Source organism: Streptomyces sp. NPDC048106 (genome assembly GCF_040706415.1).
Taxonomy (GTDB): Bacteria; Actinomycetota; Actinomycetes; order Streptomycetales; family Streptomycetaceae; genus Streptomyces.
Genome location: NZ_JBEZND010000006.1, coordinates 130,215 through 142,587 on the forward strand (window position 1 = coordinate 130,215; position 12,373 = coordinate 142,587).

General features: G+C 72.1%; 13 protein-coding genes. 9 read left to right on the top strand and 4 right to left on the bottom strand.

Annotated elements, in window-relative coordinates; genetic code table 11:
• Positions 1-13: 13 nt before the first annotated feature.
• Together AB0927_RS08365 and AB0927_RS08370 are read right to left on the bottom strand one after the other, a co-directional pair.
• Positions 14-586 (bottom strand): GNAT family protein, encoded by a 573-nt coding sequence (locus AB0927_RS08365; protein WP_366666730.1) that lies wholly within the window; start codon positions 584-586, stop codon positions 14-16.
• 23 nt (positions 587-609) lie between these two features.
• On the bottom strand, positions 610-1,047 hold the full coding sequence (locus AB0927_RS08370; protein WP_366666731.1) for an ATP-binding protein: 438 nt from the start codon (positions 1,045-1,047) through the stop codon (positions 610-612).
• A 209-nt stretch (positions 1,048-1,256) separates the two neighbouring features.
• On the opposite strand from AB0927_RS08370, the gene AB0927_RS08375 reads away from it, so the two are divergent.
• The 9 genes from AB0927_RS08375 (at position 1,257) to AB0927_RS08415 (ending at position 11,250) form a co-directional block, all read left to right on the top strand.
• Entirely contained in the window at positions 1,257-2,114 is an 858-nt protein-coding gene (locus AB0927_RS08375) for a hypothetical protein (RefSeq protein WP_366666732.1), read from the top strand.
• A gap of 134 nt (positions 2,115-2,248) precedes the next feature.
• Positions 2,249-3,031, top strand: a complete 783-nt coding sequence (locus AB0927_RS08380) for a YcnI family protein (RefSeq protein WP_366666733.1) — start codon at positions 2,249-2,251, stop codon at positions 3,029-3,031.
• Between the two features lie 96 nt (positions 3,032-3,127).
• On the top strand, positions 3,128-3,784 hold the full coding sequence (locus AB0927_RS08385) for an SCO family protein (protein WP_366666734.1): 657 nt from the start codon (positions 3,128-3,130) through the stop codon (positions 3,782-3,784).
• A complete protein-coding gene (locus AB0927_RS08390) occupies positions 3,781-4,242 on the top strand; it encodes a copper chaperone PCu(A)C (RefSeq protein ID WP_366666735.1) in 462 nt (153 codons plus the stop codon). Before AB0927_RS08385 ends, AB0927_RS08390 begins: the two co-directional genes overlap by 4 nt.
• A gap of 14 nt (positions 4,243-4,256) precedes the next feature.
• Positions 4,257-6,293 (top strand): copper resistance protein CopC, encoded by a 2,037-nt coding sequence (locus AB0927_RS08395; protein ID WP_366666736.1) that lies wholly within the window; start codon positions 4,257-4,259, stop codon positions 6,291-6,293.
• A gap of 8 nt (positions 6,294-6,301) precedes the next feature.
• Positions 6,302-7,576 carry an iron uptake transporter deferrochelatase/peroxidase subunit gene (gene efeB, locus AB0927_RS08400; protein WP_366666737.1) on the top strand — a complete coding sequence of 425 codons (1,275 nt, stop codon included), beginning with the start codon at positions 6,302-6,304 and terminating at the stop codon, positions 7,574-7,576.
• 162 nt (positions 7,577-7,738) lie between these two features.
• Positions 7,739-8,671, top strand: coding sequence for a prephenate dehydratase (pheA, locus tag AB0927_RS08405; protein WP_366666738.1), 933 nt, complete (start codon positions 7,739-7,741; stop codon positions 8,669-8,671).
• Positions 8,672-9,178: 507 nt separating this feature from the next.
• A complete protein-coding gene (gene serS / locus AB0927_RS08410) occupies positions 9,179-10,456 on the top strand; it encodes a serine--tRNA ligase (RefSeq protein WP_366666739.1) in 1,278 nt (425 codons plus the stop codon).
• A complete protein-coding gene (locus AB0927_RS08415; protein ID WP_366666740.1) occupies positions 10,453-11,250 on the top strand; it encodes an HAD family hydrolase in 798 nt (265 codons plus the stop codon). The genes serS and AB0927_RS08415 overlap by 4 nt, the downstream gene beginning before the upstream one ends.
• Positions 11,251-11,316: 66 nt before the next feature.
• Here AB0927_RS08415 and AB0927_RS08420 read toward each other — a convergent pair whose 3' ends face one another.
• Both AB0927_RS08420 and AB0927_RS08425 read right to left on the bottom strand, forming a co-directional pair.
• Complete coding sequence (locus AB0927_RS08420) at positions 11,317-11,556, bottom strand: hypothetical protein (RefSeq protein WP_366666741.1); 240 nt, start codon at positions 11,554-11,556, stop codon at positions 11,317-11,319.
• Between the two features lie 89 nt (positions 11,557-11,645).
• Complete coding sequence (locus AB0927_RS08425) at positions 11,646-12,365, bottom strand: ABC transporter permease (RefSeq protein WP_366666742.1); 720 nt, start codon at positions 12,363-12,365, stop codon at positions 11,646-11,648.
• Between the last annotated feature and the right edge of the window lie 8 nt (positions 12,366-12,373).

Here is a 12,373-nt window from a genome sequence, read left to right on the forward strand (position 1 = left end):
TCGTCGCGGGGTCCTACCAGGCGGGATCCCCGTCGTGCAGGATCCGCTGGAACAACCGGCAGTCGCGCCAGCGGCCGTTGATGTGCAGGTAGTCGGGCGCCATGCCGATCGGTTCGAACCCGCACTTCGCCAGCACCCGTTGCGACCCGGTGTTCTCCACCAGCGTGGACGCCTCGATCCGGTGCAGCCCCAGCCGGTCCCGCGCGAGCCCGCACACCCGCGACACGGCGGCGCCGGCCAGCCCCAGGCCCTGCCGGTCCACGGCGACCCAGTAGCCGATATACGCGCTGCAGAAGGGGCCCCGGCTGATCCCCGTCAGGGTGACGGCCCCGACGATCCGCCCGTCCGCCTCCGCCAGCACCCAGGGCACCACGAAGCCTTCGGCGCGCTGCCGCAGCAGGCCCTCGATCCGCTCCCGCTGTCTCTCGGGCGTGAAGAAGGCCTCCGGCCGTACCGGTTCCCAGGGCGCCAGGTGCTCGCGGTTGACCGTGTAGGCGGCCGCCAGCGCCTCCGCGTCATCGGCGGCGAGCGGCCGGAAGGTCACTCCCCCGGCCAGCGCCGCCGTCTCCCCGTTGTCGATGCTCATTCCCCCACTATGCGGGTCCGGGGCTACACCGCCAGCAGCGGTGCGTCGTCGCGCCACTTGAGGATCTTGTCGAAGCTGACCACCGTGCCGTGACGGCCCGGCTTGGGGCCGATGTGGACATGGTCGGCGAGTTCGCGGATCAGACAGAGGCCGCGGCCGTGCTCGGCGTCCGGCCGGACGGCGCGCAGTTCGCGGGTGTGGTGGAAACCGGGGCCGGAGTCGGTCACCTCGATACGGCACTTCTCCCCGTCGAGGTACGCGGTCACCCGGTACACCGCCGAGGTGCCGTCGCCGCCGCCGTGCTCGACGGCGTTCGCGCACGCCTCGGTGAGGGCGACGGAGAGGTCGTAGGAGATCTCCGGATCCACCCCGGCCGTCTCCATGGTGCCGATCAGCAACCGCCGCGCGAGCGGCACGCTCGCGGCCTCGCGCCGCAGACGGAGGGACCACCAGATGCTCATGCTCCAGCCTCCCGGCCGCGGCTCGACATACCGATACCTATTGCCGTCCATAGACGGCCGTAAGCACACCGTTCACGTGACTCCGCCCATACGGCCGGTGCGCCACGGGAGGAATCGGTGTATGAGGGACGAATCCCTTCGGTTCGAGGGACGGATCGCCCGGACCTGAGGTGGGGCGGCGGGGGGTGCGGTGGGATGATGAGCCCGCCATGTCTGCCCTCCACGCGCGCACGGCGCGTCCCGGAGCCGGGCTCCGGATGCTGCGGGCCGCGGTCTTCGCCGCGGTCTGCGTCGTGCTGGCCGCGGCCGGGCACTCCCTGGCCTCCTGCGCGGGCGTGCCGCTGTGGACGCTCGGCGTGGGCTTCCTCGGCTCGCTGCTGCTCGTGATCCCGCTCGCCGGGCGGGCCCGCTCGCTGCCGGGCATCGCCGCGCTCCTCGTGCTCGGCCAGACCGCGCTGCACACTCTGTTCGACCTGGGCCAGCACGGGGCGCCCATGGCCATGAGCGGGATGCCGACGGGGCAGACCGCTCCGGGCGGCTCCGTGCTCGACGACACCGCGCTGGTCGAACAAGCCGGCCGGCTGCTGTGCGGAGCGAACGCCTCGGCGCTCACCCCCGGCCACGCCTTCCACCTCCTGCTCGCCGCCCACCTCGTCGACCACTCGGGCCGTCCCGTGGCCGGGGCGGCGGCGCCCATGCCGCACGCCACCGGCGCCACCGGCGCCACCGCGGCGCTGCTGCCCTCACTGCCCTCGCTGCCGATGCTGCTCGGGCACGTCCTCGCGGCCGTCGCCGTCGGCTGGCTGCTGCGCCGCGGCGACCTGGCCGTGCTGCGGCTGCTCGAACTGTCCGCGCACGAAGTCGCCGAGACGGCGCTCGTACGGTCCCTGCGGGCGGCGCTCGCGCTGGCGGGTGCCCTGTGCGCCGGTCTGACGACCGCCGCCGGGCCCGGCCCGCGTGGCCCTCGTACCGACCGGGACGAGCCGTCCGCCCCGGGCACCCGCGCGCTCCAGCACACGGTGATCCGGCGCGGTCCGCCCGCCGCCGGCCTGCGACTCGCCGCCTGACGCGACGCGCCCGCCCCCCATTCCCTGGGAAAGCTCCGGGATCCGAGGAGGTGCCGCCCGTCGCGCGGCCCGCGCGCGTGCGCGCCTTCGCTCCTCACCCCTCACCGGAACTCTCACCACGGAGTGCTCCTGTCATGCAGGCTTTCCCCATCGCGTCCCTCGCGTCCCTCGCGTCCCTCGCGTCCCGTCGTACCGTCGCCCGCGTCGCCGCCGGTGCCGCCGTCGCCGGCACCGCCGTGCTCGCCCTGTCCGTCCCCGCCTTCGCGCACGTGACCGTGCAGCCCGAGGGCGCCGCGGCCAAGGGCGGCTACGCGGTCGTCGACTTCAAGGTCCCCAACGAGCGCGACGACGCCTCGACCACCAAGGTCGAGGTGAACCTCCCCGCCGACCACCCGCTGGCCTCCGTCATGGCACAGCCGATCCCGGGCTGGAGCGTGCGGCTCACCACGACCAAGCTCGCCAAGCCGCTGACCGTGGAGGGCGACAAGGTCGACCAGGCCGTCACCAAGGTCACCTGGACCGCCGACGGCAAGGGCATCGAGCCCGGCTACTTCCAGAAGTTCCCGCTCTCCGTCGGCGCCCTGCCGGACAACACCGACCAGCTCGTGTTCAAGGCGCTCCAGACGTACTCCGACAACCAGGTCGTGCGCTGGATCGAGGTGCCGCAGGCCGGCCAGGACGAGCCGCAGAACCCGGCCCCGGTGCTCCAGCTGACCGCCCCGGCCGGCGAAAACGCCACGTCGGACACCCAGGACGCGTCCGCCGGCAAGGACGACAAGAAGGAGACCACGGCCGCCGCCCCGGACTCCGGCGGCGGCAGTGACACCACCGCCCGGGTGCTCGGGGTGGCCGGGATCGTCGTCGGCGCCGCGGGCGTGGCCTACGGCGTCCTCGCCGGCCGCCGCCGCGCCGCTTAGCCCCACCCTTCCGCAGCGCGCGCCGGGGCCGTGTCAGGCCCGGCCCCCGTACGACCCCGGTGCGCGCCGCAGTTCTCACATCTGGGACATTTCTCTATGCGCAAGAAGACGTTCGCCGCGGCCGCGCTGCTCGCCGCCGCCACCCTGACCCTCTCCGCCTGCGGCACCCAGAAGGACGACGGGTCACCGGTCTCCTCGATCTCGCAGGAGTCCGGCCGCAGCGGCCCCGCCACCGTCCTCGACCAGCCCTTCGACAAGCCGGACCTGGTCCTCACCGACACCCACGGCAAGCAGTACGACCTCCGCAAGGAGACCCAGGGCCACCCGACCCTGCTGTACTTCGGCTACACGCACTGCCCCGACATCTGCCCGACGACCATGAGCAACATCGCCGTCGCGGCCCAGAAGGCGCTGACCCCGGCCCAGCGCGCCGACCTGCGGGTCGTGTTCGTCACCACCGACCCCGGCCGTGACACCCCGGCCGCCCTCGGCAGCTGGCTCAAGGGCATCGACCCCCGGTTCGTCGGACTGACCGGCGACTTCAAGACCGTCCAGGCCGGCGCCCGCACCGTCGGCATCGCGGTCGAGCCGACGACGAAGGACAAGAACGGCAAGCTCGTCTCCGTCCACGGCACCCAGGTCGTCGCCTTCTCCCCGAAGACGAACGGCGGTTACGTCCTCTACGGCGAGGACGCCACGGTCGACGACTACATCAAGGACCTGCCCAAGCTCGTCGAGGGAGCCAAGCCGTGAGCCGCCGCCCCGCCGCCCTGACCGCCGCGGCCGCCGTCACCGGCGCGCTGGCACTCACCGGCTGCTCGGACTCGGGGACGTCGAAGGCCGAACTGTCGGTGAGCGGTTCGTACATGCCGCAGCCCGTCTCCGCCGACATGGCCGCCGGCTTTCTGACGATCACCAACAAGGGCGGCACGAAGGACGAACTGACCGCGGTGCGCAGCGAAGCCGCCGGTCAGATCACGATGCACAGCACCCTGGGCGGCGAGATGCGGGAGCGGTCCTCCTTCGCCATACCCGCCCACGGCCGGCTCGTCTTCAGAAGCGGTGGCAACCACCTGATGTTCGAGCAGCTGCGGCACCGGCCGAAGCAGGGCCAGACGGTCACCCTGAAGCTCACCTTCGCCAAGACCGGCCCCCTCACCGTCGAGATGCCGGTGAAGTCCGCCACGTACCACCCCACGACCGGCAACTGAGGGAAGGGACCACCGTGACCCGGACCATCACCCCCCGCCTGCGGACCCTGGTGCTGCTGCTCCTCGCCGTCACCGGCGCGCTGCTCGCGGGCGCCGGACCGGCCTCCGCCCACGCGGCGCTGACCGGCAGCGACCCCGCGCAGGGGGCGGTGGTCGAGCAGCCGCCCGCCCGGGTGTCGCTCACCTTCTCCGAGAAGGTGGCGATGAACGGCGACTCGCTGCGCGTCCTCGACCCGAAGGGCAAGCCCGTCCAGACCGGCGCCCCCGCCCACGTGAGCGGGACGACGTACGCCGTGCGGCTCAAGGACGGCCTGGGCAGGGGCACGTACACGGTCACCTACGAGGTCGTCTCCGCCGACAGCCATCCCGTCGCCGGCGCGTACACCTTCTCCATCGGGGCACCGTCGCGGACCGTGGTCTCCGGCACCGGCCCGACCGTGGGCGGCGGGGTCGTCGGCGGCCTCTACCAGGCCGGGCGGTACGTGTCGTACGCCGGTTTCATCGTGCTCGCGGGCGGCGCGGCGTTCGTGCTCGTCTGCTGGCGGCGCGGCACGGGCGTACGGGCGCTGCAACGACTGGTCGTCGGCGGCTGGCTGGCGCTGACCGCGGCCACCCTGTGGCTGCTGCTCCTGCGCGGCTCGTACACCACCTCCGGGAAGTTCGCCGACGTCTTCGACCTCGGGCTGCTCGGCCAGGTGCTGGCGACCAAGCCGGGGGCCGCGCTGGTCTCCCGGCTGCTGCTGCTCGCCGCCGCCGCGCTGTTCATCGCCGTTCTCTTCGGGTCGTACCAGCGGCGCGAGGAGGGTGCGGAGAAGCGGGACCTGACCTTCGGGCTCGGGGCCGGGGGTGTGGTCGTCGCGGCGGGGCTCGCGACCAGCTGGGCGATGGCCGAGCACGCCTCGGTGGGGCTCCAGCCGGGCATCGCCATGCCGGTCGACGTCGTCCATCTGCTCGCCGTCGCCGCCTGGCTGGGCGGGCTCACCGCGCTGCTGGTCGCCTTGTACCGGGCGCCCGCCGAGACGCCGGTCGAGGCCGCCGCCGTACACCGTTTCTCCCGGGTGGCCTTCGGCTCGGTGGTAGTCCTCGTCGCCACCGGCATCTACCAGTCCTGGCGCCAGCTCGGCTCCTGGTCCGCCTTCACCGACACCCGGTACGGGCAGCTACTGCTGGCCAAGATCGTCCTGGTGGCGGTCATGGTGGGCATCGCGTCGGCGTCGCGGCGGTGGACGGGGCGGCTCGCGGACAAGGGCGCGGAGGAGAAGCAGACAGCGGAGGAGCAGCCGGCGGAGGGGGAGCGGGCGGCGGGCGAGAAGGAGTCCGTCGCCGCGGCGACAGCGACCGGGCAGGACACGGCCACGGACACGGCCACGGATGCGGATGCGGATGCGGCCACGACCGCGGCAGACGCATCGGACGTCGTCACCGAGCCGGACGCGGCCGCACTGGGCGCCGCTCCCGAGGGCTCCGGTGACTCCCGCCGCGCCGCCCAGCTCGCCCGGCAGCGGGCCGCGATGGACACGGCCCGGTGGAAGCGACTGCGGGACGGCGATGCGGGACGCTTCGGGCTGCGCCGCTCGGTGCTCGCCGAGGCGGCCGTCGCGATCGTGCTGCTCGCCGTCACCACCGCGCTGACCCAGACCGAGCCGGGCCGCACCGAGCAGGAGGCCAAGGCCGCCACCTCCACCGGATCCGTCACCGCGCCCACCGACGGCACCGTGTCCTTGGACCTGCCCTTCGACACGGGCGGCGCGAACGGCAAGGGCGTGGTCGCCCTGGACCTCGACCCCGCCCACGCGGGCGCCAACGAGCTGCACCTCTTCGTCCGCAAGCCCGACGGTCAGCCCTTCGACGTCCCCGAGGTGAAGATCGCCCTCACCCTGGAGGCGAAGAAGATCGGCCCGCTCACCGTGGCCCCCGAGCACATCACCACCGGCCACTGGGCGGCGGACGCGGTGCAGATCCCGATGGCAGGCGACTGGAAGGTCGCCGTCACCGTGCGCACCTCCGACATCGACGAAGTGACCGTCTCCAAGAACGCGCAGATCGGCTGAACCTGACCATGCACGACCAGTCCACCCAGCAGGCCCGTGTCCCCGAGGCCCCGGCGCGTGAGGCCCGTTCCGGGGGCGTCTCCCGGCGCACCCTGCTCGGCACCGCGGGTGCCACCGGGCTGGTGCTCGGCGCGGCGGGCGGGGCCGTCGGTCACGCCGCCGCGCCCGCCCCGGCCACCCCGCTCACCTCGGTGGGCTCCAGCCGCGCGATGTTTCACGTGAAACACCAGCCCGGCATCACCGAGGACCTCCAGGCGTGCGGCCACCTCATCGCCTTCGATCTGACGGCGGGCGCGGGCCGCAAGGAGGCCCAGGCCCTGCTGCGCCGCTGGTCGGCGACGGCCGAGCGGCTGATGGCGGGCGAGCCGGCCCCGCACGACGACACCGACGTGTCGCGGGACGCGGGCCCCTCCTCGCTGACGGTCACCTTCGGCTTCGGGAACAGCTTCTTCACCCGGACCGGTCTGGAGAAGCAGCGGCCCACCGCTCTCGATCCGCTGCCGGACTTCTCCTCCGACCATCTCGACAAGGCGCGCAGCGACGGCGATCTGTGGGTGCAGATCGGCGCGAACGACGCCCTGGTCGCCTTCCACGCCCTGCGCGCGATCCAGAAGGACGCCGGTGCGGCAGCGCGGGTGCGCTGGCAGATGAACGGCTTCAACCGCGCCCCGGGCGCCACCGCCCGCCCGATGACGGCCCGCAACCTCATGGGCCAGATCGACGGCACGGGCAACCCGAAGCCGACGGACGCCGCCTTCGACAAGCAGATCTTCGTGCCCGCCTCGGGCGAGCCCGCGTGGATGGCCAACGGTTCCTACGCCGTCGTACGCCGTATCCGCATGCTCTTGGACGACTGGGAGAAGCTTTCCGTGTCCGCCCAGGAGCAGGTCATCGGGCGTCGCAAGGCGGACGGGGCGCCGCTGACCGGGGGGCACGAGACGTCTGCGATGGAGCTGGAGAAGACCGACGCCAAGGGTGACTACGTCATCGCGCTCAACGCGCACGCGCGGATCACCCGGCCGGACAAGAACGGCGGCGCGGCGATGCTGCGGCGCCCGTTCTCGTACCACGACGGCATCGACGCGGACGGGGTGCCGGACGCCGGGCTGCTCTTCGTGTGCTGGCAGGCGGACCCCCTGCGCGGTTTCGTGCCGGTGCAGCGCAAGCTCGACCGGGGCGACGCCCTGTCGCGGTTCATCCGGCACGAGTCGAGCGCGCTGTTCGCGGTGCCGGGCGGGGCGGGAAAGGGCGAGTACGTGGGGCAGCGGCTGCTGGAGGGCTGAGAGCCGGAATCCCGGCCGGCCGTCGAGCCTTCAGCAACCGCCCAGCCGTCGCCTAGCCGACATTCCACTGACTCTGCGGATATCCGCCTCCAAACCACCCGGTCGAGTGGTCGTCATGAGACGCCTGAGCCAGGACGGCCCACGGCCATTAGGGTGAGGACCATGCCAGCGAGCTATGCGTATCTCGGTCCCGAGGGCACCTTCACCGAGGTGGCCCTGCGGACGCTGCCGGAAGCCGCCACCCGGGAGCTGATCCCGTACGTGTCGGTGCAGTCCGCGCTGGACGCGGTGCGGGCCGGCGAGGCCGAGGCCGCGTTCGTGCCGATCGAGAACTCGGTCGAGGGCGGCATCACCGCCACCCTGGACGGCCTGGTCGCGGGCGAGCCGCTGACGATCTACCGCGAGGTGCTGCTGTCCATCACCTTCGCGCTGCTGGTCCGGCCGGGCACCGGGCTCGCCGACATCAAGACCGTCTCCGCGCACCCCGCGGCCCAGCCGCAGGTGCGCAACTGGCTGAAGGACAACCTCCCGGACGCCGTCTGGGAGTCGGCCGCCTCGAACGCGGACGCGGCCCGGCTGGTCCAGGAGGGCCGCTACGACGCCGCCTTCGCGGGCGAGTTCGCCGCCGCCCGGTACGGCCTGGAGGTGCTGGAGACCGGGATCCACGACGCGGAGAACGCGCAGACCCGGTTCGTGCTGGTCGGCCGCCCGGCCCGGCCCGCCGCGAAGACCGGTGCCGACAAGACCTCGGTGGTGCTCTGGCAGCGCACCGACCATCCCGGTGGACTGCGCGACCTGCTCGGCGAGTTCGCCTCGCGCGGGATCAACCTGATGCTGCTCCAGTCCCGGCCGACCGGCGCCGGCATCGGCAACTACTGCTTCTGCGTGGACGCCGAGGGGCACATCTCCGACCGGCGGATGGCGGCGACGCTCATGGGCCTGAAGCGGCTCTGCCGCGAGGTGCGCTTCCTCGGCTCGTACCCGCGCGCCGACATCACGCCGGACCAGGCACGGGCCGTACAGCCGGGGACCTCGGACGAGGAGTTCACACGGGCCGCGGACTGGGTGGCGCGCTGCCAGGACGGCCGCTTCTAGTTATCCACAAGAGTTATCCACAGGCGCGCTTCTCGACCTGGGGACAAGTCGACAGCGAAGTGCGACCCGGTCGACAAATCGCCTCACATCGCACAGGTGAGGCGGCCGTCACGCGACTCACCCTTCGTCCACCCGTTTCCTTTGGTTCATCTTTTGGGGCGACCGTTTTCCACCCGAAAGTGGGCGTCGATCCACTTTCGCCAGGGAATTCTGCACGTCGCTCAGCGGATCCGGAGCGATCAATTCCCGCATCCACAGAACTTCCCCACACCCTGTGGATAACTCTTCCGGGGGTGTGGATTTCTGTGGACAACCGGGTTGCCAAGTTCCGTTCTCCACAAGGAAATCGAGTCAACCGGACACCCCGCGTGTGCCCCGTCCCAGGGAGTGAGACACTTTCCCTTGACACGCTCGGCAATTAGCGCATAACGCACCGTAAGCCGCAAATCCAAGCGCGCCGTAATAGTGATTCGTGAGCGGCATCCCCGCACCGGTAGCCTTGGCCCTGTGATTGACCTTCGCCTGCTCCGTGAGGACCCCGACCGTGTGCGCGCGTCGCAGCGCGCCCGTGGAGAGGATGTCGCGCTCGTCGACTCCCTCCTGTCTGCCGACGAGCGGCGCAGGTCGTCCGGCGTCCGCTTCGACGAACTGCGTGCCGAGCAGAAGCAGCTCGGCAAGCTGATCCCCAAGGCCACCGCCGACGAGAAGGCCGAACTGCTCAAGCGCGCCGAGCAGCTCAAGGCCGACGTCAAGGCCGCCGACGCCGAGCGCGACGCGGCCGACACCGAGACCCAGGAGCTGCTGCTCCGGCTGGGCAACCTCGTCCACCCCGACGTCCCCGTCGGCGGCGAGGAGGACTTCGTCACCCTGGAGACGCACGGCACCATCCGCGACTTCGGTGCCGAGGGCTTCGACCCCAAGGACCACCTGGAGCTGGGCCAGCTGCTCGGCGCGATCGACGTCGAGCGCGGCGCCAAGGTCTCCGGCTCCCGCTTCTACTTCCTCACCGGCGTCGGCGCCCTGCTGGAACTGGCCCTGGTGAACGCGGCGATGGCCCAGGCCACCGAGGCCGGCTTCACCCCGATGCTGACCCCGGCGCTGGTCCGCCCGCAGTCCATGGCCGGCACCGGCTTCCTCGGCCAGGCCGCGCAGGACGTCTACCACCTCGACAAGGACGACCTCTACCTGGTCGGCACCTCCGAGGTGGCGCTCGCGGCGTACCACATGGACGAGATCATCGACGCCGACAAGCTGCCGCTGCGGTACGCGGGCTTCTCCCCCTGCTTCCGCCGCGAGGCCGGTTCGCACGGCAAGGACACCCGGGGCATCTTCCGCGTGCACCAGTTCGACAAGGTCGAGATGTTCTCGTACGTCGACCCCGAGGACTCCCAGGCCGAGCACCAGCGCCTGCTGGCGTGGGAGAAGCAGTGGCTGACCTCGCTGGAGCTGCCGTTCCGGGTGATCGACGTCGCCTCCGGTGACCTCGGCTCCTCGGCCGCCCGCAAGTTCGACTGCGAGGCGTGGATCCCCACCCAGGGCAAGTACCGCGAGCTGACCTCGACCTCGGACTGCACCGAGTACCAGTCCCGGCGGCTTTCGATCCGCGTCCGCGACGGCAAGCAGGTCAAGCCGCTCGCCACGCTCAACGGCACGCTGTGCGCCGTACCGCGCACCATCGTCGCGATCCTGGAGAACCACCAGCTGGCCGACGGCTCCGTCCGGATCCCCGAAGTGCTGCGCCCCTACCTGGGCGGCCGGGAGGTCCTGGAGCCGGTGGCCAGGTGAGCTTCCCCTACGGGCTCGTCGCGACCGACCTGGACGGAACGCTGCTGCGCTCCGACGGGTCGGTCTCCCCGCGCACCCGGGACGCGCTCACCGCGGCCGCCGCGGCGGGCGCGGCGCACATCGTCGTCACCGGCCGCGCCGCCCCCTGGACCCGCCACGTCCTCGACGACCTCGGCTACGACGGCCTCGCGGTCTGCGGCCAGGGCGCGCAGCTCTACGACGCCGGGGCGCACCGCCTGCTGACCTCGGTCACCCTGGACCGGCAGGTGGCGGGGGTGGCGCTGGCGAAGATAGAGGCGGAGGTCGGCCCGCTGCATCTCGCCGCGAGCCGTGACGGGCTGGACGGCGAGGTCATCGCGGGGCCCGGGTACGCGCTCGCGGGGCCGCTCCCCGCGGTCCCCTTCACCGACACGTCCGATCTCTGGGCGGCGCCGCTGAACAAGATCTACATACAGCACCCGACCCTGGGCGACGACGAGCTGGCGGAGGCGGCCCGGCAGGCGGCCGGCGGCTTCGTCTCGGTCGCGATGGCCGGCGCGGGCATCGTGGAACTCCTCCCGCTCGGCCTCTCCAAGGCGACGGGGCTCTCCCTGGCCGCGCGCCGGCTCGGCCTCAAGGCCGCGCACACCATCGCCTTCGGCGACATGCCGAACGACATCCCGATGTTCGGCTGGGCCTCCCACGGCGTCGCCATGGCCAACGCCCACACCGAACTCAAGGCCGTGGCCGACGAGGTGACGTCCTCGAACGAGGAGGACGGCATCGCGGTGGTCCTCGAAACACTGCTGGCCTAGGGTTCTTCAGCTTCCCCGCACCGGCGCGGGCAGGCGACCCGACCCCCGCCCGGCCCCGGCTCGGGGTCACGGGCGACGACGCCACCGCCGCCGTCGTATCTTGCTGAAGAACCACCCCGCCGGAGGCACGTCCGCGCGCCACGGCTGGGGCTCCGGGGCCTCCGCGCGCCAGCGGGCGGCCAGCATCCGCGCTCGGGCGGACGGCTCGGACGCCTCGGCGGCCCGCACGAAGTCCTCGTCCAGGACCAGCCCCTCGAAGGCGTCCCCCGCGAATCCCCCGCCACCCCCCGGCATCTCCTCCGCCATCCCCGGCCTCCTAGCCATACATCACGATTTGCCCAGTGTGCCCCGCCAGGGATGAAGTCCCCGTCAAGACCGGCAGCCCCCGGAAACCCTCACTCCTCCCCCGCCAGCTTCAGCGACCGCAGCTTCTGCCCCGCGTACCAGGTGGCCAGCACCGTCACGGCCGCCAGCAGCACCACCGCCGTGGTCAGCCCGACGTCGGACGTGACCAGCTCGCCCCCGGCCACCTTGTGCGCGACCGCGAGGGACCACTGCTGCACACTGAGCGTGCGCGCCCCCGGCACCAGGGAGCCGAACAGCGCCTCCCAGACCAGCGCGTACACCAGGCCGAAGACCACCGCGTGCCGGGACACCGTGCCGAGCAGCAGGAACAGCGCGGAGTAGGCGATGGAGGCCACCAGCGCGGCCACCGTGTAGGCGACGGCGATCTGCTGGCCGTTGCCGTTGAGGATCAGTCCCGCGATCAGCGTGGGCACCGCGGAGAAGACCATGGTCACCGCGATGGCCACGATCAGCTTGGTGAAGATGATCGTCGGCCGCTTCAGGGGTTTGGCCAGCAGATAGACGACAGAGCCGTCGTCGATCTCCGGGCCGATCGCGCCCGTGCCCGCGATGACTCCGATGATCGGCACCATGGTGGCGATCGCGAACCCGCCGAGCACGTCGGAGGCCGTCTGGTCGTCGGCCCCGCTGAGGGCGCGCACGGCCACGGAGATCACGATCAGCAGCAGCGGCAGCGCGCCGAGGATGAGGGCCCGGCGACGGCCGAGCAGGGCCCGGTAAGTGAGCCGGGCGACTGTGGGGTCGTACATCTTCGGCC

Coding starts and splice junctions, on each gene's coding strand:
- AB0927_RS08365 (WP_366666730.1), bottom strand. CDS start 586: ATGAGCATCGACAACGGGGAGACGGCGGCGCTGGCCGGGGGAGTGACC.
- AB0927_RS08370 (WP_366666731.1), bottom strand. CDS start 1,047: ATGAGCATCTGGTGGTCCCTCCGTCTGCGGCGCGAGGCCGCGAGCGTG.
- AB0927_RS08375 (WP_366666732.1), top strand. CDS start 1,257: ATGTCTGCCCTCCACGCGCGCACGGCGCGTCCCGGAGCCGGGCTCCGG.
- AB0927_RS08380 (WP_366666733.1), top strand. CDS start 2,249: ATGCAGGCTTTCCCCATCGCGTCCCTCGCGTCCCTCGCGTCCCTCGCG.
- AB0927_RS08385 (WP_366666734.1), top strand. CDS start 3,128: ATGCGCAAGAAGACGTTCGCCGCGGCCGCGCTGCTCGCCGCCGCCACC.
- efeB (WP_366666737.1), top strand. CDS start 6,302: ATGCACGACCAGTCCACCCAGCAGGCCCGTGTCCCCGAGGCCCCGGCG.
- pheA (WP_366666738.1), top strand. CDS start 7,739: ATGCCAGCGAGCTATGCGTATCTCGGTCCCGAGGGCACCTTCACCGAG.
- AB0927_RS08420 (WP_366666741.1), bottom strand. CDS start 11,556: ATGGCGGAGGAGATGCCGGGGGGTGGCGGGGGATTCGCGGGGGACGCC.
- AB0927_RS08425 (WP_366666742.1), bottom strand. CDS start 12,365: ATGTACGACCCCACAGTCGCCCGGCTCACTTACCGGGCCCTGCTCGGC.